This is a genomic window from Aeromonas rivipollensis (assembly GCF_010974825.1).
In the GTDB taxonomy this organism is placed as follows: domain Bacteria; phylum Pseudomonadota; class Gammaproteobacteria; order Enterobacterales; family Aeromonadaceae; genus Aeromonas; species Aeromonas rivipollensis.
In genome coordinates this window covers 58,686-81,517 of the sequence record NZ_JAAILA010000015.1, presented here as the reverse complement: position 1 = coordinate 81,517, position 22,832 = coordinate 58,686, and the positions used below count along the sequence as shown (strand labels likewise).

The 22,832-nt window shown below is 63.6% G+C and carries 18 protein-coding genes; 9 read left to right on the top strand and 9 right to left on the bottom strand.

Annotation, left to right across the window (positions count from 1 at the left end):
• Window position 1: 1 nt before the first annotated feature.
• Together G4923_RS11660 and pepE are read left to right on the top strand one after the other, a co-directional pair.
• On the top strand, window positions 2–610 hold the full coding sequence (locus G4923_RS11660; RefSeq protein WP_163137133.1) for a response regulator transcription factor: 609 nt from the start codon (window positions 2–4) through the stop codon (window positions 608–610).
• 142 nt (window positions 611–752) lie between these two features.
• Complete coding sequence (pepE, locus tag G4923_RS11655; protein WP_106885977.1) at window positions 753–1,493, top strand: dipeptidase PepE; 741 nt, start codon at window positions 753–755, stop codon at window positions 1,491–1,493.
• Between the two features lie 90 nt (window positions 1,494–1,583).
• Here pepE and G4923_RS11650 read toward each other — a convergent pair whose 3' ends face one another.
• From G4923_RS11650 to G4923_RS11640, 3 genes are read right to left on the bottom strand one after another with little or no spacing between them, the layout of a single operon-like run.
• The gene (locus G4923_RS11650) at window positions 1,584–3,122 is read right to left on the bottom strand and encodes a DHA2 family efflux MFS transporter permease subunit (protein WP_163137132.1); all 1,539 of its coding nucleotides are present in this window, start codon (window positions 3,120–3,122) and stop codon (window positions 1,584–1,586) included.
• A 1-nt stretch (window position 3,123) separates the two neighbouring features.
• Window positions 3,124–4,191 carry an HlyD family secretion protein gene (locus G4923_RS11645; protein ID WP_139745949.1) on the bottom strand — a complete coding sequence of 356 codons (1,068 nt, stop codon included), beginning with the start codon at window positions 4,189–4,191 and terminating at the stop codon, window positions 3,124–3,126.
• Between the two features lie 37 nt (window positions 4,192–4,228).
• Window positions 4,229–4,657 (bottom strand): MarR family winged helix-turn-helix transcriptional regulator, encoded by a 429-nt coding sequence (locus G4923_RS11640; protein ID WP_106885974.1) that lies wholly within the window; start codon window positions 4,655–4,657, stop codon window positions 4,229–4,231.
• 122 nt (window positions 4,658–4,779) lie between these two features.
• On the opposite strand from G4923_RS11640, the gene fumC reads away from it, so the two are divergent.
• On the top strand, window positions 4,780–6,171 hold the full coding sequence (gene fumC / locus G4923_RS11635) for a class II fumarate hydratase (protein ID WP_163137131.1): 1,392 nt from the start codon (window positions 4,780–4,782) through the stop codon (window positions 6,169–6,171).
• A 118-nt stretch (window positions 6,172–6,289) separates the two neighbouring features.
• On the opposite strand, the gene G4923_RS11630 is transcribed toward fumC, so the two are convergent.
• Entirely contained in the window at window positions 6,290–6,727 is a 438-nt protein-coding gene (locus G4923_RS11630) for a VOC family protein (RefSeq protein ID WP_111909834.1), read from the bottom strand.
• 408 nt (window positions 6,728–7,135) lie between these two features.
• On the opposite strand from G4923_RS11630, the gene putA reads away from it, so the two are divergent.
• Window positions 7,136–11,104 (top strand): trifunctional transcriptional regulator/proline dehydrogenase/L-glutamate gamma-semialdehyde dehydrogenase, encoded by a 3,969-nt coding sequence (gene putA / locus G4923_RS11625; RefSeq protein ID WP_163137130.1) that lies wholly within the window; start codon window positions 7,136–7,138, stop codon window positions 11,102–11,104.
• 190 nt (window positions 11,105–11,294) lie between these two features.
• Here putA and alr read toward each other — a convergent pair whose 3' ends face one another.
• Window positions 11,295–12,368 (bottom strand): alanine racemase, encoded by a 1,074-nt coding sequence (gene alr, locus G4923_RS11620; protein ID WP_163137129.1) that lies wholly within the window; start codon window positions 12,366–12,368, stop codon window positions 11,295–11,297.
• A gap of 200 nt (window positions 12,369–12,568) precedes the next feature.
• Window positions 12,569–13,963 (bottom strand): replicative DNA helicase, encoded by a 1,395-nt coding sequence (gene dnaB / locus G4923_RS11615; protein ID WP_005330482.1) that lies wholly within the window; start codon window positions 13,961–13,963, stop codon window positions 12,569–12,571.
• Window positions 13,964–14,389: 426 nt separating this feature from the next.
• On the opposite strand from dnaB, the gene G4923_RS11610 reads away from it, so the two are divergent.
• On the top strand, window positions 14,390–15,241 hold the full coding sequence (locus tag G4923_RS11610) for a Tim44 domain-containing protein (protein WP_163137128.1): 852 nt from the start codon (window positions 14,390–14,392) through the stop codon (window positions 15,239–15,241).
• A gap of 207 nt (window positions 15,242–15,448) precedes the next feature.
• On the opposite strand, the gene ushA is transcribed toward G4923_RS11610, so the two are convergent.
• Complete coding sequence (gene ushA, locus G4923_RS11605) at window positions 15,449–17,119, bottom strand: bifunctional UDP-sugar hydrolase/5'-nucleotidase UshA (protein WP_163137127.1); 1,671 nt, start codon at window positions 17,117–17,119, stop codon at window positions 15,449–15,451.
• A 254-nt stretch (window positions 17,120–17,373) separates the two neighbouring features.
• Between ushA and G4923_RS11600 the strand changes: the two genes are divergently transcribed.
• The 3 genes from G4923_RS11600 (at window position 17,374) to G4923_RS11590 (ending at window position 19,151) form a co-directional block, all read left to right on the top strand.
• Window positions 17,374–17,715, top strand: coding sequence for a DUF2956 domain-containing protein (locus G4923_RS11600; protein ID WP_163137126.1), 342 nt, complete (start codon window positions 17,374–17,376; stop codon window positions 17,713–17,715).
• A gap of 117 nt (window positions 17,716–17,832) precedes the next feature.
• Entirely contained in the window at window positions 17,833–18,168 is a 336-nt protein-coding gene (locus tag G4923_RS11595) for a hypothetical protein (RefSeq protein WP_025328067.1), read from the top strand.
• A 113-nt stretch (window positions 18,169–18,281) separates the two neighbouring features.
• Window positions 18,282–19,151 carry a tetratricopeptide repeat protein gene (locus tag G4923_RS11590; protein WP_163137125.1) on the top strand — a complete coding sequence of 290 codons (870 nt, stop codon included), beginning with the start codon at window positions 18,282–18,284 and terminating at the stop codon, window positions 19,149–19,151.
• Between the two features lie 225 nt (window positions 19,152–19,376).
• On the opposite strand, the gene G4923_RS11585 is transcribed toward G4923_RS11590, so the two are convergent.
• Together G4923_RS11585 and fkpA are read right to left on the bottom strand one after the other, a co-directional pair.
• Window positions 19,377–20,783: a sigma 54-interacting transcriptional regulator gene (locus tag G4923_RS11585; RefSeq protein WP_163137124.1), complete on the bottom strand. Its 1,407-nt coding sequence runs from the start codon at window positions 20,781–20,783 to the stop codon at window positions 19,377–19,379.
• A 147-nt stretch (window positions 20,784–20,930) separates the two neighbouring features.
• Entirely contained in the window at window positions 20,931–21,737 is an 807-nt protein-coding gene (gene fkpA / locus G4923_RS11580) for an FKBP-type peptidyl-prolyl cis-trans isomerase (RefSeq protein WP_111909827.1), read from the bottom strand.
• 119 nt (window positions 21,738–21,856) lie between these two features.
• Between fkpA and G4923_RS11575 the strand changes: the two genes are divergently transcribed.
• Complete coding sequence (locus tag G4923_RS11575; protein ID WP_111909826.1) at window positions 21,857–22,825, top strand: WD40 repeat domain-containing protein; 969 nt, start codon at window positions 21,857–21,859, stop codon at window positions 22,823–22,825.
• Window positions 22,826–22,832: the final 7 nt, after the last annotated feature.

The following is a 22,832-nucleotide window of genomic DNA, read 5'->3' as shown; positions in this document are numbered from 1 at the left end:
CATGCAGTCCGTTGACCGCCCTCCCCTCTATCTGGTCGATGACGATCAGGCCGTGCTCGACTCCCTGCGCTTCATGCTGGAGAGCTGCGATCTGGCGCTCACCTGCTTTGACGATGGCGAACGCTTCCTCGCCGAGGTGGCGCTCCACCAACCCGCCTGCCTGATCCTGGATTGCCGCATGCCGGGGCTGTCGGGCCCCGAGGTGCAGCAGCGGCTGAAGGCGGCCCAGAGCCCCATCGCCATACTGTTTCTCACCGGCCACGGGGAGGTGCCCCTGGCGGTGGAGTCCCTCAAGCAGGGGGCGGTGGATTTCTTGCAAAAGCCGGTGCAGCTGGCCCCTCTGCTCGCCGCCATAGCGCGGGCCGAGCAGGCAACCCTGGCCGCGACGGCGCGCCTTGCCCATCAGCACGCCTTCGAGCGGCTCACCCCCCGCGAGCACCAGCTGTTGCAGCTCATCGCCCAGGGCCACAAGAACCAGCAGATAGCGAGCACGCTCTGCATCTCGGTGCGCACCGTAGAGGTGTGCCGCGCCAGCCTGATGAGGCGGCTCGAGGTCGATTCCCTGGCCGAGCTGATGCTGCGCTATGCGGCGGTCAATGGGCGGCCCTGAATCGCTCACGCCATGGGCAAACCCCAGCCCCGGGGCATAAAACGTGGCGAGATCACACACTTGGCGCCGCCTTGGGGGTAGAGTAGCCCCTTCCCTTTATCAGGGCCGACCTAGGTCCTGCGCATTATTTCGAGGAGACATCATGGAACTGCTTCTGCTTAGCAATGGCAAAACCACCGAACACCCGGGCCTGCTCGGCTGGGCCCGCGACCGGGTGCAGACCCTGCTCGCCCGCAAACAGGTCAAGCGCATCCTGCTCATCCCCTATGCGGTGATCCGCAGCGACTGGGATGCCCGCGCCCAGGATCTCGCCGAGAGCCTGGGAGTGGAGACCATCAGCATCCACCAGTTCGACGATCCCGTGGCGGCCATCAACCAGGCAGACGCCATCTTTATCAGCGGCGGCAACACCTGGCGCCTGAACCAGCTGCTGCACGAATACGGTCTGGTGGTGCCCATACAGCGCGCCGTGCGCGAACGGGGCGTGCCCTATGTGGGCTGGAGCGCAGGTTGCAACGTGGCGACCCCGAGCATCCGCACCACCAACGACATGCCGGTGTGCAGCGCAGCCGTGCTGCCGGCGCTGGGACTGTTCCCGCTGCAGATCAATCCCCACTATCTGGACGCCAGCATCAGCGGCCACATGGGGGAGACCCGGGACGAGCGGCTCGCCGAGTTCTGCGCCATCAACCCGAGCGAATCCGTGGTGGCCCTGCGCGAGGCCAGCCTGTTGCAGATCAGCGGTGAGAGCAACGGCGAGACCGTCGAGTACTGGAGCGTGCGCGGCGAAGGCTTCAAGATCTTCAAGCACGGCGAGACGACCCAGGAGTATGAGGACGCCGCTCCCCTGGCCGCCCTCACCCCCTTCATCCCCAAGATCTGAGTCAGGGGCGCAGCAAACGAAAGAGGGATGGCCAAGGCCATCCCTCTTTCGTTTGCCCGCTCGCGCCGGGTTGAGGTCCCGCAAGGGCCCTCACTCCAGGATCGCCAGCGCCTCCTTGCCGCCGCCACGCTTGGGGGCCTTTAGCAGCAACACCAGCGGAATGGCGCACAGGCTGACCCACATCATCAGGCGGAAGTCCTGCAGATAGGCGAGCAGGCTGGCCTGGCGAGTCACCTCGCCGTTGAGCATGGCGAGCCCCTTGGGGGTGACCAGCGCCGCCGTCCCCATCCCCTGCTGCAGACCGGCATTGAAGGGAGTGATGTAGGAGGCGAACACCTCGTGGTTCATCTGGGTGCGCTGGGCCAGGTAGGTGATGACCACAGAGATGCCGATGCTGCTGCCGATGTTGCGCACCAGGCTAAACAGCGCCGTGCCCTCGTTGCGATAGCGCGGCGCCAGGGTCGCGAAGGTGATGGTGGAGAGCGGCACGAAGATGAAGCCAAGCCCCAACCCCTGGACTATGCCGGTGCGCACTATGTCCCAGCTGCTGATGTCGGTGTTGAACAGCGTCATCTCCCACATGGAGAAGCTGGTAAGCAGCAACCCCAGCAGGATCAGGATGCGCACGTCCACCCGGCCCGACAGCCTGCCCACCAGCATCATGGCGAACATGGTGCCGACCCCGCGCGGTGCCAGCAGATAGCCGACGTCGATCACCGGGTAGCCCATCAGTCCCTGCATGAAGGGGGGCAAGAGCGTCATGGTCGCCAGCAAGATGATGCCGACGATGAAGATGAACACCAGACCGACGCTGAAGTTGCGATCCTTGAACAGGGCCGGCTCTATGTAGGGATGGGGGTGGGTGAAGATGTGCACCACGAAGAGATAGAAGGCCATCACCATCATGACGGTCTCGATCACTATCTCCCGGCTGGCGAACCAGTTCTGGGATTCCCCCCTGTCCAGCGCCATCTGCAGCGCCCCTATCCCCAGGCTCAGCAGGGCAAAGCCCAGCAGATCGAAGCGGCGGCTGGCATCGAGCTTGGTCTCTTCGATGAAGGCGGCGAGCCCGAACCAGGCCAGCAGGCCGAACGGCAGGTTGATGTAGAACACCCAGCGCCAGTTGTAGTACTCGGTGAGCCAGCCCCCCAGCGACGGCCCGAGGATGGGGCCCACCATGACACCTATGCCCCACATCGCCATGGCGGAGCCGTGCTTCTCGGGAGGATAGGTATCGAGCAGCACCGCCTGGGAGAGGGGCACCAGGCTGGCGCCGAAGATCCCCTGCAGCAGCCGGAACAGCACTATCTGATCCAGGCTCTGGGCCGCGCCGCACAGCATGGAGGCGACGGTAAAGCCCGCCACCGACCACATAAACAGTCTTTTCCGACCAATTCTTGCCGAGATAAAGCCGGTCAGCGGCATGAAGATGGCGGCCGCCACTATGTAGGAGGTGAGCACCCAGGAGATCTGATCCTGGGTCGCACCCATGGCCCCCTGCATATGGGGCAGGGCCACGTTGGCTATGGTGGTGTCCAGCGCCTGCATTATGGTGGCCAGCATCACCGACAGTGTGATGAAGGTGCGGCGGGAGACCTGGTCTGTGCCCCCCGTATCTGTTGTCGTCATATCAACCTCGACCTGACAAGCCGGGCAGAGTGCGCTGGTGGCCGGTATCGATTTCGGCGGTGGCACTCAGGCCGGCGCGCAGGGTGGGCAGATCCGCCCCGTCCTCCAGCTTGATCCGCACCGCGACGCGCTGGGCTATCTTGACCCAGTTGCCGGTGGCGTTCTGGGCCGGGATCACCGAGAACTCGGAGCCGGTGGCCGGGCTCAGGCTCTCCACCACACCGTGCCAGCGGGCGTCCGGGTAGGTGTCCACGCTGATGTCGACCTGCTGGCCCGGCTGCACATGGGTCAGCTCTGTCTCGGTGAAGTTCGCCTCCACCCAGGGGTTGTCCGTTTCCACCAGCATCATGGCTGTCATGCCCACCAGGCTGTACTGGCCGGGCTTGGGCAGCTGGCTGGCGATGCCGTTGGCGGGGGCATAGATGGTGGTGCGGGCCAGATCCAGCTTGGCCTTGGCCAGACCGGCGGCGGCTTCCTGATAGGCGGGCTGCTGCTCCACCGGCAGGTTCACGTCACCGTTCAGGGAGGCTTCGATCTTCTTGAGCCCCTCCTCCAGCGCCACCTGCTGCTGGGCTGTCTGTATGGTGAGCTGGCGGGCGTCATCGTAGTTGGCGGTGGAGGTGAAGTGCTTGGCCACCAGATCCGCCTGGCGACGCTCCTCCTTCAGGGCATAGGCATGGCGCGTACGGGCCACATCTATCTCCGCCTGCTGACCGCGATAGCTGGTCTGCAGCGCCACCAGATCGGTGCGCACCTTGGCGAGTTCGGCCTCGGCCTTGGTCACGGCGACCCGGAAGGACTCGGGGTCCAGCTCGAACAGCGGCTGACCGGCCTTGACCTGCTGGTTTTCGGCGACGAACACCTTGGCCACCCGGCCCAGCACCTCGGTACTGATGGGCACCTTGTCCGCCTTCACATAGGCATTGTCGGTCTCCACATAGCGTCCGCCGTGGAGGTAAATGGCGCCCGCCCCGACCAGGACCAGTGCCGGTACCACCACCAGCAGCAGCAGGCGGGTACGGCGCCGGTTCATCTTGGGACGGGGGGAGGAGGGTGAGTCAGTGGTCATAAAATCGCTCCGCTGTGTGTTGCGTCAAAGTGAGAAATCAGGGATGAGAGAGGTTGGCGCGCAGTATCTTGAGGGAGTGACAGAGCGCATCCGTCGCCTCCTCCCCCAGCTCGCCGATGGCACGCTGATGCACCAGATCGGACGCCTGCTTGATCATCGCCAGATAGGGGGTTGCGGCCTCGGTCAGGTAGAGCTGATAGGCCCGGCGGTCGCCGGGATCGCTGCGCCGCTCCACCAGGCCGTTCTCGGCCAGCTGATCCAGCTGGCGGGCCAGGGTGATGGGCTGGATATCCAGGCCGTCGGCCAGCTCCACCTGACGGATCCCCTCGCGGCGCGCTATGTGCACCAGGGCGCGGGCCTGGGCCAGGGTCAGACAGCTGCCTTCCAGCTGCTGCTGGAACTGACGGCGCATCAGACGCTGTACGTCGCCGATCAGGAATCCGAGGGAGTCGGGTTGTTTGTTCATAGCATGCAACCTATATAGTAAGCTTTGCTTATTATAAGCCATGAACCGACATATGCAAACTGGCCCCGGCCGCCGTTTGGGTTCATGCTGGGGACCACCACCTCAACGGCAGGAGAAACATCATGGATATCAGGATGGAGCGGGACAGTCTGGGGGAGATAGCCGTCCCGGCGGACAGACTGTGGGGCGCCCAGACCCAGCGCTCCCTGCACCACTTCAACATCTCGGGGGAGCGCCAGCCCATGGAGATCATCCATGCCCTCGCCCGCATCAAGTCCGCCTGCGCCAGGGTGAACCACGCCCTGGGGCTGCTGCCCGCCCGCAAGGCCCAGGCCATCATGGCCGCCGCCGACGAGGTGCTGTGCGGCCTGCACGACGCCGAGTTTCCCCTGATGGTGTGGCAGACCGGCTCAGGCACCCAGACCAACATGAACCTCAACGAGGTGCTGGCGAACCGGGCCAGCGAACTGCTTGGCGGCGCGCGGGGGGAGGCGCGGCTGGTGCATCCCAACGACGAGGTGAACAAGAGCCAGTCCAGCAACGATGTCTTCCCGAGCGCCATGAACCTGGCGGCCGTCACCGCCATCACCGGCCAGCTGCTGCCGGCTCTCATCACCCTCAAAGAGACCCTGGCCAGCAAGGCCGCCGCCTTCGACGACATCATCAAGATTGGCCGCACCCATCTGCAGGACGCCACCCCCCTCACCCTGGGTCAGGAGATCTCCGGCTGGGTCGCCCAGCTCGCTCAGGGGGAGCGCCACCTCGCTGCCGCCCTGCCCCATCTGTGTGAGCTGGCCCTCGGCGGCACCGCGGTCGGCACCGGTCTCAACTGCCCGCCCGGCTTTGCCGAGGCGGTGGCCAAAACCCTCGCCGAGCAGACCGGCCTGCCCCTGGTGAGCGCCCCCAACAAGTTCGAGGCCCTGGCGGCAAGCGATGCCCAGGTCCATGCCCATGGCGCCCTCAAGACACTCGCGGCTTCTCTCATGAAGATCGCCAACGACGTGCGCTGGCTGGCGAGCGGCCCCCGCAGCGGGCTCGGGGAGCTCAGCATCCCGGAGAACGAACCCGGCTCCTCCATCATGCCGGGCAAGGTCAACCCGACCCAGAGCGAGGCGCTCACCATGCTCTGCGCCCAGGTGATGGGCAACGACGTGGCCATCAACATCGGCGGCGCCAGCGGCAACTTCGAGCTCAACGTGTTCAGGCCCATGATCGCCCATAACTTCCTGCAGAGCGTGCGCCTCTTGGCGGACGGCATGCAGAGCTTCCACGATCACTGCGCCGTCGGCATAGCGGCGAACCGGGCGCGCATCGACGAGCTGCTGGCCCGCTCCCTGATGCTGGTGACGGCGCTCAACCCCCACATCGGCTATGACAAGGCCGCCGAGATCGCCAAACTGGCCCACCACCAGGGGCTGACTTTGCGGGAGGCCGCCATCGCCTCCGGCCACCTCAGCGCCCAGCAGTTCGATGCCTGGGTGGTGCCCGCCGACATGGTAGGACGGCAGCCATAGGCCAACTCAGTCCCCGGGAGTCAGATGCCGGTGCCTACCCAGATGGTGGGACCAGGTAAATGGAGGCGGTTAAAAACAGAAAGGGCGCCATGGCGCCCTTTTCATTAGCAAAGCCGTCTCAGCTCTTGCTCTGGCAGTTGAACATCCAGCGGGTGCCGAACTTGTCGACCAGAGAACCGAAATAGTCGCCCCAGAACATCTCCTGCAGCGCCATCTCCACCTGGCCGCCCTCCCCCAGGGCCGCAAACAGCCGGTCGGTCTCGGCCCGGCTGTCCGGCTCCAGGTTGAGGTAGCTGTTGTTGCCCTGCACCAGGGTGAATCCCATGCTGGCGGGGGCGTCCGTGCCCATCAGCACATGGCCGCCGAGGATGGCCAGCTCCACATGCATCACCAGATCGCCATCTTCCTGTGACAGGGGCGGCTGACCCGGGCAGCCGGGGGACTCCTTGAATCTGTGGATGGGGCCGTTGAACTCGCCGCCGAACACCTCGCGGTAGAAGAGGAAGGCCGCCTCCGTCTCCCGGGCAAAATTGAGATAGGTACTGACACGCGCCATGATTAGCTCCTTGGTCATTGATAGCGGATTTCGAGGCCAGCTATCAGCATAGAAGAGCCAACGCCACCCCTGTCGTTCACTACACCAGTGAGTCCTAAGTGGTGGTTTCCCTCGTTTCCCCATGAGTACCTGGCTGATATTTCATGAAAAAAGAGCAACCCGACCCCGCCGAGGGTTGCACCTCATTACCCATCCCGAAAACATGTATACAACCCATTAATATTTCGGTGAAAACCTGTATCGAGTCCTATTCATAGGCTCAATCCACCGAGTCATTTGCCATAGGAAAATTCAACAATGTAGCCAGGACATTAAAATTTCTTGCTTGAAGGTTGCACCTGGTTGCGCCATTCTCGGCAAAATTTAACCGTCCGGTAATATTGTTACCTTCTAGACACAGGAAGTCCCATGGCCACTACCACCCTCGGCGTTAAACTCGATGAAGCGACCCGCGACCGTCTCAAGCAGGCCGCCCAGACCCTGGATCGCACCCCCCACTGGCTGATCAAGCAGGCGATCTTCACCTATCTGGAGCAGCTGGAGCGTGGCCTGACCCCGCCCGAGCAGTCCGGTCTGGCCGCTGCCGCCGGGGAAGAGGCTATCGAGACCCTGACCGAGCAGGGGATCCAGGTCTTCCTCGAGTTTGCCGAGAGCATCTTGCCGCAGTCGGTGCTGCGCGCCGCCATCACCTCCGCCTATCGCCGCCCCGAGACCGAGGCCGTGCCCATGCTGCTGGAGCAGGCACGCCTGCCCAAGGAGAAGGCCGAGGCCACCCAGAAGCTGGCCCTCGGCATCGCCGAGAAGCTGCGCAACCAGAAGAGCGCCAGCGGCCGTCAGGGCCTGGTGCAGGGTCTGCTGCAGGAGTTCTCCCTCTCCTCCCAGGAAGGGGTAGCCCTGATGTGTCTGGCGGAGGCGCTGCTGCGCATCCCCGACAAAGCGACCCGCGATGCCCTGATCCGCGACAAGATAAGCGGTGGCAACTGGAGCCAGCATCTGGGCCAGAGTGCCTCCCTGTTCGTCAACGCCGCCTCCTGGGGCCTGCTCATCACCGGCAAGCTGGTGGCCACCCACAACGAGGCTGGCCTCAACAGCTCCCTCAAGGGGCTGATCGGCAAGGGCGGCGAGCCGCTGATCCGCAAGGGTGTGGACATGGCGATGCGCCTGATGGGGGAGCAGTTCGTCACCGGCGAGACCATAGCCGAGGCGCTGGCGAACGCGGGCAACATGGAAAACAGGGGCTTCCGCTACTCCTACGACATGCTGGGGGAAGCGGCCCTGACCGAGGAGGATGCCAAGCGCTATCTCGCCTCCTACGAGCAGGCCATCCACGCCATCGGCAAGGCCTCCCACGGCCGCGGCATCTATGAGGGCCCGGGCATCTCCATCAAGCTCTCCGCCCTGCACCCGCGCTACAGCCGCGCCCAGTACGATCGCGTCATGGAAGAGCTCTACCCCACCCTGCTGGGCCTGACCCAGCTCGCCAGGCAGTACGACATCGGCATCAACATAGACGCCGAGGAGGCCGATCGGCTGGAGATCTCCCTCGACCTGCTGGAGAAGCTCTGCTTCGACCCGTCCCTTGCGGACTGGAACGGCATCGGCTTCGTCATCCAGGCCTATCAGAAGCGCTGCCCCTATGTGATCGACTATGTGATCGACCTCGCCAAGCGCAGCCGTCACCGCCTGATGATCCGGCTGGTGAAGGGCGCCTACTGGGACAGCGAGATCAAGCGCGCCCAGCAGGATGGCCTGGAGGGTTACCCCGTCTATACCCGCAAGCCCTACACCGATGTCTCCTATCTCGCCTGCGCCCGCAAGCTGCTGGCGGTGCCCGAGTCCATCTATCCCCAGTTCGCCACCCACAACGCCCATTCCCTGTCGGCCATCTACCAGCTGGCGGGGCAGAACTACTACCCGGGCCAGTACGAGTTCCAGTGCCTGCACGGCATGGGTGAGCCGCTCTACGAACAGGTGGTCGGCAAGGTCGCCGACGGCAAGCTCGGTCGCCCCTGCCGCATCTATGCGCCGGTCGGCAGCCACGAGACCCTGCTCGCCTACCTGGTGCGCCGCCTGCTGGAGAACGGGGCCAACACCTCCTTCGTCAACCGCATCGCGGACAACAGCATCTCCCTGCAGGATCTGGTGCAGGATCCGGTACAGCAGATCGAGCAGATGGCCGCCCGTGAAGGCAGCCTGGGTCTGCCCCACCCGCGCATTCCCCTGCCCCGTGAGCTGTACGGTGAAGCCCGCCCGAACTCCGCCGGGCTGGATCTCGCCAACGAGCACAGACTTGGGTCGCTGTCCGCCGCCCTGCTCGCCAGCACCAACACCGTCTATCAGGCCCTGCCCATGTTGGGTAATGAACAGCCGGGCTGCGACACCGAGGCACCGACCCAGTTCCAGCACGTCGTCAACCCGGCGGATCACCGCGACGTCGTCGGTCAGGTGAGCGAAGCCACGGTAGAGCTGGTGGACCAGGCCCTCGCCTGTGCTCTCTCCAGCGGCCAGATCTGGCAATCGACCCCGCCGGCCGAACGTGCCGCCGTGCTGGAGCGCGCCGCCGATCTGATGGAATCCGAGCTGCAACCCCTGATGGGCCTGCTGGTGCGCGAATCCGGCAAGACCTTCGCCAACGCCATCGCCGAGGTGCGCGAGGCGGTGGACTTCCTGCGCTACTACGCCGCCCAGGCGCGCAACCACTTCGCCAACGAGAGCCACAGACCGCTCGGCCCCGTGGTCTGCATCAGCCCCTGGAACTTCCCGCTGGCCATCTTCAGCGGCCAGGTCTGCGCGGCGCTCGCCGCCGGCAATACGGTGCTGGCGAAACCGGCGGAGCAGACCCCCCTCATCGCCGCCCAGGCGGTGCGCATCCTGCGTGAGGCGGGCGTCCCCGCCGGTGCGGTGCAACTGCTGCCGGGCCGCGGTGAAACCGTGGGCGCAGCCCTTATCGCGGACGAGCGGGTCCGTGGCGTCATGTTCACCGGCTCCACCGAAGTGGCGGGCATCATCTCCCGCAACCTGGCCGGTCGCCTCGACGCCCAGGGCCGCACCATACCGCTCATCGCCGAGACCGGCGGCCAGAACGCCATGATCGTCGACTCCTCCGCCCTCACCGAACAGGTGGTGATGGACGTCATCTCCTCGGCATTCGACAGCGCCGGCCAGCGCTGCTCCGCCCTGCGGGTGCTGTGCGTGCAGGACGATGTGGCCGAGCGGGTGATCCGCATGCTCAAGGGCGCCATGGCCGAGTACAAGGTCGGCAGCCCCGAGCACCTCTCCACCGACATAGGCCCTGTCATCGACGCCGAGGCCAAGGCCAACATAGAGCGCCACATCAAGGCCATGGGGGACAAGGGTCGCCGGGTGCACCAGATTGCCCGCACCCAAGAGGGCGCCTGCAACCGCGGCACCTTCGTGCTGCCGACCCTGATCGAACTCGACAGCCTGGATGAGCTGGGCCCAGAGGTGTTCGGCCCCGTGCTGCACCTGGTGCGCTACCCCCGCGCCAAGCTCGGCGAGCTGCTCGCGCAGATCAATGACAGCGGCTACGGCCTGACCCTGGGGGTCCATACCCGCATCGACGAGACCATAGCCCAGGTGGTCAACACCGCCAAAGTCGGCAACCTCTACGTCAACCGCAACATAGTGGGCGCCGTGGTCGGGGTGCAGCCGTTCGGCGGCGAAGGCCTCTCCGGCACAGGTCCCAAGGCGGGCGGCCCGCTCTACATGTACCGTCTGCTTGGGGCGCGCCCTCAGGAGGCGGTGACCAGCCAGCTTCGCCAGGAGCAGGGGGCAACCCCGCAAGCCGAGGCCGCCAAACCGGCACTGCAGGCATTGCGTAGCTGGGCAGCCAAGCAGGCCCCGGCACTGGTGGCCCTGTGCGATCGCTACGGCGAGCTGGCGCTGAGCGGCCTGACCCAACTGCTGGTCGGCCCCACCGGCGAGCGCAACAGCTACAGCCTGCTACCCCGGGAGCGGGTGCTCTGTCTGGCCGCCGACGATCAAGAAGCCAGGGCGGATCTGCTGGCCCAGCTGGCGGCCTGTCTGGCGGTCGGGACGCAAGTGCTGTGGCAGGACAATGCCCAGAACCGCACCCTGCTGGCCAGCCTGCCCAGCGAGGTACAGGCGCGTATCCAGCTGGTGGCGGACTGGGCCAACAGCGAGGTTGGCTTCGATGCACTGCTGCACCACGGCGACTCGGATCAGCTGCGGGAAGTGGCCAAGCTGGCCGCCGCCCGTGCTGGCGCCATCGTCGGCGTGCACGGCCTGCACCGTGGCGAGACCGACATCCCCCTGGAGCGCCTGCTGATCGAGCACGCCCTCTCGGTCAACACCGCCGCCGCCGGTGGCAACGCCAGCCTCATGACCATAGGCTAAGCGCCACATAGTGACAGAGACCCAGGCCCCGCAGACGCGGGGCTTTTTATGATCCTTCGCCGATCAAAAAGGCCGCTCGCGATATCACGCGAGCGGCCTTTTCATTGATTAATCCCTCTCCCAGCAGAGAGAAAACTGTGGTCGTCACTCCCTTCTCCCCTCGCGGGAGAAGGGTTGGGGATGAGGGGGGTTAAACGTACTCCATAAACACCCGAGAAGTGAGCTTGGTGATCAGCTCATAAGGAATGGTGCCTATCTCCTCGGCGACCCGCTCCACCGGCAGGCCCTCGCCCCAGAGCACGGCCTCGTCGCCGGCCTTGTCGGTGGCACCAGGGCCCAGATCCACAGTCGTCATGTCCATGGAGACCCGGCCCACCAGCGGCACTATGCGGCCATTGACCAGCACAGAGGTGCCGTTGGGCGCCATGCGGGGATAGCCATCGCCGTAACCGATGGCGATGACGCCGAGCCGGGTATCCCGGGTCGACACCCAGTTGGCGCCGTAACCCACAGGCTCCCCCGCCTTGTGATCCCGCACCGCGATGAGCTGGGTCTTGAGGGTCATCACCGGCTTGAGGTCGTAATCCGCCGCCACAGTGTTCGGGAAGGGGGAGACGCCGTAGAGGATGACGCCGGGGCGCACCCAGTCGCAGTGGGAGTCCGGCCAGGCCAGGATGCCCGCCGAGTTCGCCATGGCGCGCTCGCCTTTGAGCGGTGCGGTCAGGCGGCTGAAGAGATCGATCTGCTCGCGGGTGGTGGATTGCTCCAGCTCATCGGAGCGGCTGAAGTGGGTCATGATGTTGAACGGCTGTACCACGTTCTTGCAGCGGGCCAGCCGCTCGATAAAGGCGGGCATCTCCTCGGCCCGCACCCCGAGCCGGTGCATGCCGGTGTCGAGCTTGAGCCAGGCCACCACGGGAGCCGGCAGCTCGGCCTGCTCCAAGGCCTCGAGCTGCTCCCAGGTGTGCACCGCGGTCTGCAGGTTGTTGGCCGCCAGCACCGGCAGATCGGCGCTCGAGAAGAAGCCTTCCAGCAGTACTATGGGTTTGACCACGGCGCAGGAGCGCAGCATCAGCGCCTCCTCGATGCGGGCCACCGCATAGGCGTCCGCATCCACCAGGGTGCGGGCCACCGGCAGCAGGCCATGGCCATAGGCGTTGGCCTTGACCACGGCGATAATCTTGCAGGAAGGGGCGTGGCGCTTGACCACGGCGAGGTTGTGGCGCAGGGCCGAGGTATCGATTTGGGCAATAGCCGCTTTCATCTGTTTTCCCTTACGAGGGCATGATGGCGCACGCGCGCCAGGCACCGAGTGGTGTCATCCCTTGATAGTCATCGTCTAAGGCCGGACCGGCAGAATTGTCGAACCGGGAAAACAAGCCCTGACGGTCGGCCACTATCTGAGTTGGCTATCGGTCAGGGCAGTTGTAGTGATGGCTACGCAGCCCTCACCTTGGGTTTACATCAATAGTCATCATCAAACGCCGGGCCGGCATAGTTGTCGAACCGGGAGAACTGACCCTGGAAGGTGAGCCGCACCCGGCCTATGGGGCCGTTACGCTGTTTGCCGATGATGATCTCGGCAATCCCCTTGTCGGGACTGTCGTCGTGATACACCTCGTCGCGGTAGATGAACATGATCAAATCCGCGTCCTGCTCGATGGAGCCTGATTCACGAAGGTCCGAGTTGACCGGCCGCTTGTCGGCCCGCTGCTCCAGGCTTCGGTTCAGCTGGGAGAGCGCCACCACAGGGCATTGCAGCTCCTTCGCCAAGGCCTTGAGGGAGCGGGAGATTTCACCGATCTCCAGGGTTCGGTTGTCGGACAGCGCCGGCACCCGCATCAGCTGCAGGTAGTCGATCATGATCATGGAGAGACCACCATGCTCGCGGGCGATGCGACGGGCACGGGAGCGCACGTCGGTCGGGGTCAGGCCGGAGGCGTCATCTATGTACATCTTGCCCTTCTCGAGCAGCAGCCCCATGGTGGAGGAGAGGCGCGCCCAATCTTCGTCGTCGAGCTGGCCGGTCCGCACCTTGGTCTGGTCGATGCGCCCGACCGAGGCGAGCATACGCATGATGATCTGCTCGGAGGGCATCTCCAGAGAGAAGATGAGCACCGGCTTGTCGGCGGTGAGGGCCGCGTGCTCGCACAGGTTCATGGCAAAGGTGGTCTTGCCCATGGAGGGACGGGCGGCGACTATGATGAGGTCCGAGCGTTGCAGACCGGCGGTCATCTTGTCGAGATCGCCATAACCGCTGGAGACGCCGGTCACCCCGTTGTGAGGGGTCTTGAACAGCTCCTCAATCTTGTCGACCGTCTGCTCCAGAATGAGCTTCAGGGGCTGCGGGCCCTCGTTGGCGCTGGAGCGCTGCTCGGCAATCTGGAACACCTTGCTCTCGGCAAGATCCAGCAGATCGCCTGAGGTACGGCCCTGGGGCTCGTAACCCGCTTCGACTATCTCGTTGGCGACCGAGATCATCTCCCGAACCACGGCCCGCTCACGCACTATCTCGGCGTAGGCATTGATGTTGGCGGCGCTCGGGGTGTTCTTGGCGATCTCCACCAGATAGGCGAAGCCACCGGACTCTTCCAACTGCTCGGAGCGTTCCAGCTCCTCCTGCAAGGTGATGAGATCGATGGGGTTGCCCGCGTTGGAGAGGCGGGTCATGGCCTGGAAGATCAGGCGGTGGGGACGGCTGTAGAAATCCTTGTCGATTACCCGCTCGGCCACCCGATCCCAGGCCTCGTTATCCAGCATCAGGCCGCCCAGTACGGACTGCTCGGCCTCAAAAGAGTGGGGGGGAACTTTCAGCTGTTGTGTCTTGGCGTCTTTTTTCGCCGTCACTTGCTCTGCCATACACATAAAAACCGCAGCGGGAAGGGGACGGGAATTTTACAAAAGAAACCCCGCCATCGCGAGCGCTAATGCGCGCTATTCACCTCATCCGTTGGCCAGCCTCCTCCCAGGTGGCCGGCTCATCGGGTCTTGGGGACCTCCTTGCCCCTCACAGCACGAGGAAGGGCCAGACCAGGGTCTGATCCTTCGCCTTGGATTTGAGCTTGTTGCGCAGTCTGCGCACCGAACGACTCGGTCGTCTGTTTCTCATGGGCATCCTCCTTGGCGCCCCCGGGAGGGGCAATCTGTTCATGAATAATTCATGCCAGACATGTTAATCATACCCGCAAGCTGCAACACAAAAAGGGACCGGCAGCCTGCCATGCGCCTCGCTGAGCTTGCACAAGCAGAGCATGCCCCCACCTACATGAGAGTGAAAGAGTCAAAATGAAAAAGATGCTGACCCTGTTTGCCGTGATCCTGGCCATTGGCCTTGGGGCACCCATAGCCGAGGCCAAGAAATTTGGTGGCGGCAAATCCTTTGGCAAGAGCTACAAGACGGCACCGGCCCAACCGGCTCCGGCTGCAGCTCCCGTGAATGGCAAGAACCCGACCCTGGCTGCGGCGCCCAAGAAGAGCGGCATGATGGGTGGCCTGCTGGGCGGCCTGCTGGCCGGTGGCCTGTTCGCCTACCTGCTGGGCAGCGGCGCCTTCGAAGGCCTGCAGGGCATGGACTTCCTGCTGATCGCCCTGCTGGCGCTCGGTGCCGTGTTCCTAATCCGCGCCCTGCGCAAGAACAAGGCGGCTGCGACCCCACCACAGGCGGCCTATGCGGGCTATCAGCCACCGTCGGCGCCGCAGCAGTTCGAGCAGAGCAACGGCGCCCCGCAGGCGACCGGCTTTGCCGACAGCGACGTCCCCTTCCGCCTGCCGCCAGGCTTTGACATGAACGGTTTCCTGTCCGGTGCCCGCGATCACTATCGCACCCTGCAAGAGGCCTGGAACAAGAACGATCTGGAGAAGGTACGCGAGTACGTGAGCCCGGAGCTGTTCCAGCACCTCCAGGCCGAGCGCGCCGAACTGACCGGCGAGCAGCATACCGAAGTGATGTATGTGGACACCCAGCTGGTGCGTGCCGACTACGGCAGCGACTGGGCCCAGGTCAGCGTGCGCTTCAGCGGTCGCTACATGGACCGTCAGGAGCAGGTCGAGGAGGACATCAAGGAGGTGTGGCACCTCGAGCGCAACCTGGCCAAGGACAATGCCCCTTGGCACATCGTCGGTATCGAGCAGCTCTAAGCACGCCCGTCCGGCAAGCATGATAAAGGCGACCTCAGGGTCGCCTTTTTATTGCCATCACACTCATTACAGCTGGCCATTGAATATTCCCCCCTCCCTGTGAGGGGCCGAGAATAATCGCCTTCAGCCCATGCTGATGACCTTGAAAATAAAAAAGAGAGGCAGCCATGGCTGCCTCTCTTTTGTTATTGGCCCAAGGCCGCTCTATTATTTGCAGCCATCAGTCGAGGCGGAATTAACATAGCTGACCTCGCCGGCCGGCTGATAATCGGCCACCTGTATGGTCTTCTTCGCCGCGATATAATCCTTCAACACCCCGGCATCCACCAGACCGGCGTTGATGGTGTTGATCTTCGGATAGCCGTCGCCACCGGCCGCGCTGAAGCTCGGGATGGAGAAGCTGTAGCTGGCCGCAGGATCGAAGGCCTTGCCGCCCACGCTGGTGATGGTCACGCTCTTGGCCTGGCAGTCCACCGCCATGTTGATGCCACCAAACTGGGCATAGCCGCCGGTGTTGACTGTCTTGGTCGCCACCAGGCCCAGATAGGTTGCCAGCTCGCCGCCGCTCATGGTCGCCTTGTTGACCGTGTTGCCGAACGGATGCACTGTCAGCACGTCGCGATAGCTGATGTCGCCAGCCGCGATGGAGGCACGCACGCCGCCTGAGTTGACGATGCCAAAGTCGGTGCTCAGCTTCTCGGCGGTGGCCGTGGTGATGAGGCGACCCAGGTTGGTCTGCTTGTTGCGCACGTTGGCACGCTCGCCGTCCAGCACGCCGTCGGTGGAACCTATCACTACGCCCAGCTCCTGCTGACCCTTCTCCTGATAGGTGAGCAGGGTGTTGTAGAGATCTGGATCCTTGGTGATCTCTTCCTGAATGAAGGCACCGCCAGCGTCTTTCAGATTGACCGGGATGAGATCGTACTGGGTCAGGGTCAGCTTGCCATTCTGGTAGTCAAACTGGGCGCGGCCCACATACTTGCCCCACTCGTGGGCCTGCATGATCCAGGTGCCATTCTGCTGATCCGGCAAGCAATCGTCACCCGGCTTGAAGTCGGCGTACTTGTCCGCCGTGCCCGGCTCCATGCAGACCGGGTTCTGGGAGTGACCACCTATGATGGCGTCCAGGGTGCCGGCCGGCAGCGCGCGCGCCATCTCCACATCCCCCGGGGCATTGCTGCCGTGCTGGCCATTCTCGTAGTGACCCATGTGGGTGATGGCCAGGACCAGGTTCGCCTCTTTGCTATCGCGGATCTGCTTGCCGAGCTTGGCCGCTTCCGTGGTCGGATCGCGGAACTCCAGGGTCTGGACGTTGTTGGGATCCACCAGCTGGGCGGTGTCTTCCGTGGTCAGGCCCAGCACGGCGACCTTGAGGCCGTTCTCCAGCTTGAACACCTTGTAGGGGTCGAAGTAGCGCTTGCCGCTGGCCTTGTCGTAGATGTTGGCGGAGATCATGGGGAACTTGGCCCACTCACGCTGTTTCTCGAGGATGCTCAGGGGGTTGTCGAACTCGTGGTTGCCCACCGCCATGGCATCGTAGCGGATGCTGTTCATGGCCATGAAGTCCGGCTCCGCATCCTGCAGATCCGACTCCGGCACCCCTGTGTTCACGTCGCCACCGGAGAGCACCAGCACCTCGCTGCCCGCCGCCTTGGCCTCCCCACGCAGGCGTTCGACCAGGGTCTTCTGGGCTGCCATGCCATATTCACCCTTGTCGTTGTGCCAGAAACGACCGTGGGTATCATTGGTGTGCAAAATGGTCAGCTTGCAGACATTTTCGGTACAGGGAGCGACACTTTCATTTTGTGAGGTATTACAGCCACTCAGCGCGGCGAGCACGGCCAGCGCGACAGTTCCTTTGACAAATTTATAATTCATTTCCATATCACCTTGTTATTTTGTTATTGGACGACCCAAGCCATTAGGTCGGGCGCTAATATAACAAACAACATGTGACGCTTTTTCATCGGTGACTCACAAATTCCGCCAAATGTGATCACCAGCGCAACCTGTCTCCTCATATTTCCATCACTAGCCAATCTCCTGCCGCCTGATTTCCCCCGCAGGGATGGCAGCCTGCCGGAAACAGTTATGGCATACTTCCCGCCAATCGATGCCAAGGAGAGCCGTGAATGGCAAAGTACGACAAGATTTCCCCCGAGACCCAGCAGGAGGCGATGAAGGTAGCCCGCGCCAACCAGAAACCGGGGCAGACCAAGGAGCAGACCCAGCTGATCGCCCAGGGGATCCAGAAGGGCATAGACGAATACAAGAAACAGATGAAGGCGCGGGCCCGGGAGGCGAGCCGCCAGAAGAAGCAGCAAGCCAGGACGAAGCAGCCACAGCAGGGCGAGCAGGAGGAAGAGGCCCAGGAGATAGAGCTTGTCGAGATCAGCCGCCAGCACCCGTTGCCATGGGTATTGCTGGTGCTGAGCTGGCTGGCATTTGGCTGTGCCTGGATCTGGCTGCGCTGATCCCTTGCCTGGCAAACCTTTGCCCTGGGATCGGCCTCACAGCCCGGGGCCGGTGCGCTGGTCATCCCTAGCCCCGGCTGCTTACACTCTTCCCCCCGTTGTCTGGAGACCCCCATCATGAATCCGGCCCCCCTCTATCTGCTGGCCCCCCTTGTCCTCTTTATCGTGACCCTGGTGCTCTATCGCATCTCGCCCCTGCGAGCGGTCGCCGCCGGCAACGCCCGCTGGTTTATCCTGCCCGCCTTCACCCTCTTCATCCTGCTGATCATCATCAACGGGGCGGCAGACCCTAGCCTGCGCAGTCCCGGCTTTCACTGGCTGATGCCGGGGCTTGGCTTCGCGCTCTGCCTGTTCCCGGCGCTGCCCAAGGCGCTGGTGCCGCGCCTGGCCATCAAGGAAGGAGCCTTCGCCGCCCTGGGCCTGATGCTGATGAGCCTGGCCATGGTCTATTGATTTCGATTGCACGGGCTTTTTCATGACCTGAGGGGCGCCCTGTGACGGGCGCCCCTTGTACAAACAATGGGCGATAGGCATCTTGGTGAGAGGGTAACCAGCCAGGAGGCCAGATGGACAATCCGCCCGATTTCATGGCGCAGTGGGATTATCAGGATCCCGCCGCCACTGCCCTGCGTTTTCACGCGCTTCTTCCTGCGGCGCGCGCCGCCGCCGACCTGCAACTCGAGCTTGAGCTGCTGACCCAACTGGCCCGCACCCACTCCCTGCAGCGCCAGTTTGCACAGGCGCACCAACTGCTCGACGAGATAGAGCCCCGCCTCACCGACGCCACCCCGCGAGCACGGCTGCGCACCTTGCTGGAACGGGGGCGGACGTTCAACTCGGCCGGCGACAAGGCAAGCGCCAGGACGCTGTTCGAGCAGGGGTGGCAACTCGGGCTCAAGCTGGGGGAGACAGGGCTCGCCATAGACGCGGCCCACATGGTGGCCATCGCCGCCCCGCTGGAGGAGCAGAGCCGCTGGCATCAACTGGCGATGACCCTGGCCGAGCGCAGTGCCGACGATAAGGTGCGCGGCTGGCTGCCCAGCCTCTACAACAATCAGGGCTGGACCCTGTTTGAGCTGGGTCGCTTTGAGGAGGCCAGGGCCTGCCAGCAGAAGTGCCTGGCCTGGCACCAGCAACACAGCAATCAGAACAAGGCCTTTATCGCCCGCTGGAGCCTGGCACGGCTGAGCCGGGCGCAGGGATTGCACGAACAGGCGATGGCCGAGCTGAGCCAGCTGAAGGCCGACATGGCCGAGGCCAGCGCGCCGGAAGATGGCTACCTGTTCGAGGAGCTGGGGGAGAACGGCCTTATGCTGGACGATCCGGCCGCCCCCGAATACTTCGCCCGCGCCTGGTTCCTGCTCTCGCGGGATGGCTGGCTGCAGGCCAACGAGGCGGAGCGGCTGGCCAGGCTCAAGCGCCTCGCCAAGCTCTGACGGCGCGCCACAAAAAGAGCGGGTGGCTCACGCCGCCCGTCACTCAGGCCAGACCCCTTCACGACTCTGTCTATTGCGATAGATAAAGGAAGGGCTGAGCCCAGCCCTACTTAGGCCTCAAGCCAGGCTCGCCTCTTCCCAACCCTGCTTCTTGCGGTAAATGAGGGAGTGAAGGGTTGATCTCCAACCTCGCGGCCTTAAGCCCTAAGCCCTAAGCCCTAAGCCCTAAGCCAGGCTCGCCTCCTCCCAGCCCTGCTTCTTGCGATAAATGGTCGAGGGGCTGATCTCCAGCAGCGCCGCAGCCTTGGGGATGTTGCCGTCACAGCTGGCGATGGCCTGCTCTATGGCCTCCTTCTCCACCAGCCAGAGCGGGCGCACCGGCAGCGGAGTCGACATGGGCTCGGCCAGGATCTCGGGGGTTTCCTCGGCAGGGGCAGGCACCGCGAGAGCACGGCCGCCGTTGAGCGGCGGCGGCAGTATCTCCTTGCTCACCAGCTCGCGATCGTTGAGCACCACTATGTTGCGCACCACGTTCTGCAGCTCGCGCACGTTGCCGGGCCAGGGGTAATCGAGCAGCACCCGCACAGCGTCTGCATCGAAATCCTTGAAGCGTTTGTGCTCCTCCTTGGCATATCGCAGCAGGAGATCGCGGGCCAGCAGCAGTATGTCTTCGCCGCGCTCTCGCAGGGGCGGCAGGGAGAGCGGTATCACATGCAGGCGGTAGTAGAGATCCTCGCGAAAACGCCCCGCTTTGACCTCCACCAGGGGATCCCGATTGGTGGCGCAGACGAAACGCACGTCCACCGTCTCCACCTTGCCGCTGCCGACCCGCTGCAGGGTGCCGGTCTGGATGAAGCGCAGCAGCTTGCTTTGCAGGTCGAGATCCATCTCGCAGATCTCGTCGAGGAAGAGGGTGCCGCCGTCCGCCAGGCTGGCCGCCCCCTTGCGATCCCCCTGGGCACCGGTAAAGGATCCCTTCACATGGCCGAAGATCTCGCTCTCCATCAGATCGTGGGGAATGGCGGCGCAGTTGAGCGCGATGAAGGGCTGATCCCGGCGCGGGCTGCACTGATGGATCGCCTCGGCACAGACCTCCTTGCCGGTGCCGCTCTCCCCCGTGATGAAGACGGTCGCCTTGCTCGGCGCCGCGCTCTCTATGATGCGATAGACAGCCTGCATCGCCATGGAGGCGCCGATGAAGCCCGCAAAGGAGCTGCGCTCGAAGTTCTCCCTGTATTGGGCCACCAGCGAGCTGAGCTGCTGATGCTTGAAGGCGTTGCGGGCGGTGGCGCACAGCCGCTTGCCGTCGAACGGCTTGGTCAGGAAATCGAAGGCACCGCAGCGCATCGCCTCCACCGCCACGTCCACCGAGCCGTGGGCGGTGATCACCACCACCGAGCAGGGCAGTTGCTGCTCGGTGATCTGCTGCAATATGGCCATGCCGGACATGTCGGGCAGTTCGAGGTCGAGCAGCACCACGGGGGGCGGGCTGGCCAGCAACTGCGCCAGTGCCTGCTGGCCGCAATCGGCCAGCAGCACCTCATAGCCATCCTGAACCAGGTACTGCTCATAGACGACGGCCAGACTGCGGGTATCTTCCACCAGCAGGACACGGGGTTTGCTTTCAGCCACGAGATCCATCCTTGCGATTGATTTTGTTGTCTATTCTGGGGGCTAGCCGCCACACACTCAAGACGGGTCCCTGCTTTCTCCGGCCGATCCTGGCGCGACACAAGTAAAAACGGCTCCCTGGGGAGCCGTTTTTATCGCATTGACTGCTTATTTCTTCGCATCGGCGCCATCGGCAGCCGGCTTTTCGATGGCCAGCAGCTCGACGTCAAATACCAGCACGGCATTGGCCGGGATGGAGCCTGCACCGTGCTCGCCATAGGCCAGCTTGGACGGCAGGAAGAACTTGAACTTGGAACCGACCGGCATCAGCTGCACGCCTTCGGTCCAGCCCGGGATCACCTGGTTGAGCGGGAAGGTAGCCGGCTCGCCGCGATCGACGGAGCTGTCGAACTTGGTGCCATCGGTCAGGGTACCGGTGTAGTGTACCTTGACGATGTCGGTGGCCTTGGGCTTGGCGCCGTCACCCAGCTTCTCGACCTGATACTGCAGGCCGGATTCGGTGCTCTTCACGCCCTCTTTCTTGGCGTTGGCGGCCAGGTACTCTTCACCCTTCTTCAGGTTGTCCACCGCATCCTTGTCAGCCTTGGCCTTGGTCAGCTCGTTGATCTTGGCGTCGTATTCCTGCAGGACCTTCTGGATCTCCTCGTCAGTCATGCTGGCTTCCTTGCCCAGACCGTCGGTCACACCCTTGAGGATGACGCTGTTGTCCAGCTTGATGCCGAGCTCCTGCTGACGTTCCAGGGTATTGGCGATATAACGACCCATGGAGAGGCCGATCGCATAGCCGGATTGCTCTTCAAAGCTCTTGGCTGCTGCCTTGGGGGCCTCTGCCGGCTTGCTGGCTTCTGCCTTGACCTCTGCGGTATTGGCAGCAGGCTTCTCATCTTTTTGGCAAGCAGTCAGACTCACGGCAACGGCCGCAGCCAACAGGGACACCTTCAGAAAATTGTTCATCAGTTTCTCCAAAACTCTAAATACCGCTCTCGGTTCCTTCGTGAAATGAGAGGTTTATCGTGATAAGCGCCTTATACTAACGCCGTGATCGCAGGTAACGAAAGCATGAGACAGGAAAAATGATCAAAAGTGCCATTTATCTCATCGGTATCTGCCTGATGCTGACAGGGTGCGAACAGAGCTCACTTCCCGGCCAGCAGATCCGCCTCGCCAACCAGGGCTTGCTGAGTGCAGATCTCGCGAGCTCCGGCAAGCAGGCCATAGTCTCCAGCCTGGGCCAGGGCACTGTGGTGTGGGATCTGGAACAGGGCAAGGAGCGCTGGCGCTGGCGCCAGAGCGAGGACCAGGAAGAGTTCGTCACCCTCACCCGCTTCTCCCCGGGCGACAGCCACGCCATCACGGCCACCCAGCGCACCTTTGCCATCTGGCGCCTGCAAGATGGTCGCTCCCAAGGCTACTATTCACTTCCTGAATCCAGCCTGAGGGATGCGGCACTCTCGGCCGATGGCCGTCTGGTGCTGATCGGCCGCGAAGATGGCAAGGCGGAGCTGGTGGATACCCGCACCGGGCGCAGGCTGCAGTTCCTCGGCCATACCGAGCAGGTCAATACGGTGGATCTCTCCCCCAATGGTCGCTACGCCCTCACCGGCGGCAACGACTACAGCGCCTATCTGTGGGATACCCGCAGCGGCCAGGTAGTGTGGCGTTTCAATCATGGTGGCCGGGTGGTGATGGCGAGGCTGGATCCGGCGGGGCGCTTCGCCTTCACCGCCGACAGCCGTCAGGCCAGCATCTGGGATCTCAAGACTGGCAAGGAGGTGAGCCGGCTGCAGTTCGATCACCGCTTCGAGGTCTACACCAGCGCCCGGTTCGTCAAGGGTGGCGACTGGCTCGTCACCGGCGCCCCCTCCCGCCAGCTCTCCCTGTGGCGGGTGAGCGATGGCAGCCTGCTGCAAAGCTGGCGCGTCTCTCCCCATCCCAAGGTGAAACCACCGAGCGCTGTGGTCTATGGCGTGGCTTTGCGCGACAATGGCCACCTCGTCAGCGCCAGCTCCAGTGGCCTGGCCGAAATCTGGACTATCAAGTAAGGACCAA

Coding starts and splice junctions, on each gene's coding strand:
- G4923_RS11660 (WP_163137133.1), top strand. CDS start 2: ATGCAGTCCGTTGACCGCCCTCCCCTCTATCTGGTCGATGACGATCAG.
- pepE (WP_106885977.1), top strand. CDS start 753: ATGGAACTGCTTCTGCTTAGCAATGGCAAAACCACCGAACACCCGGGC.
- G4923_RS11650 (WP_163137132.1), bottom strand. CDS start 3,122: ATGACGACAACAGATACGGGGGGCACAGACCAGGTCTCCCGCCGCACC.
- G4923_RS11645 (WP_139745949.1), bottom strand. CDS start 4,191: ATGACCACTGACTCACCCTCCTCCCCCCGTCCCAAGATGAACCGGCGC.
- G4923_RS11640 (WP_106885974.1), bottom strand. CDS start 4,657: ATGAACAAACAACCCGACTCCCTCGGATTCCTGATCGGCGACGTACAG.
- fumC (WP_163137131.1), top strand. CDS start 4,780: ATGGATATCAGGATGGAGCGGGACAGTCTGGGGGAGATAGCCGTCCCG.
- G4923_RS11630 (WP_111909834.1), bottom strand. CDS start 6,727: ATGGCGCGTGTCAGTACCTATCTCAATTTTGCCCGGGAGACGGAGGCG.
- putA (WP_163137130.1), top strand. CDS start 7,136: ATGGCCACTACCACCCTCGGCGTTAAACTCGATGAAGCGACCCGCGAC.
- alr (WP_163137129.1), bottom strand. CDS start 12,368: ATGAAAGCGGCTATTGCCCAAATCGATACCTCGGCCCTGCGCCACAAC.
- dnaB (WP_005330482.1), bottom strand. CDS start 13,963: ATGGCAGAGCAAGTGACGGCGAAAAAAGACGCCAAGACACAACAGCTG.
- G4923_RS11610 (WP_163137128.1), top strand. CDS start 14,390: ATGAAAAAGATGCTGACCCTGTTTGCCGTGATCCTGGCCATTGGCCTT.
- ushA (WP_163137127.1), bottom strand. CDS start 17,119: ATGAATTATAAATTTGTCAAAGGAACTGTCGCGCTGGCCGTGCTCGCC.
- G4923_RS11600 (WP_163137126.1), top strand. CDS start 17,374: ATGGCAAAGTACGACAAGATTTCCCCCGAGACCCAGCAGGAGGCGATG.
- G4923_RS11595 (WP_025328067.1), top strand. CDS start 17,833: ATGAATCCGGCCCCCCTCTATCTGCTGGCCCCCCTTGTCCTCTTTATC.
- G4923_RS11590 (WP_163137125.1), top strand. CDS start 18,282: ATGGACAATCCGCCCGATTTCATGGCGCAGTGGGATTATCAGGATCCC.
- fkpA (WP_111909827.1), bottom strand. CDS start 21,737: ATGAACAATTTTCTGAAGGTGTCCCTGTTGGCTGCGGCCGTTGCCGTG.
- G4923_RS11575 (WP_111909826.1), top strand. CDS start 21,857: ATGATCAAAAGTGCCATTTATCTCATCGGTATCTGCCTGATGCTGACA.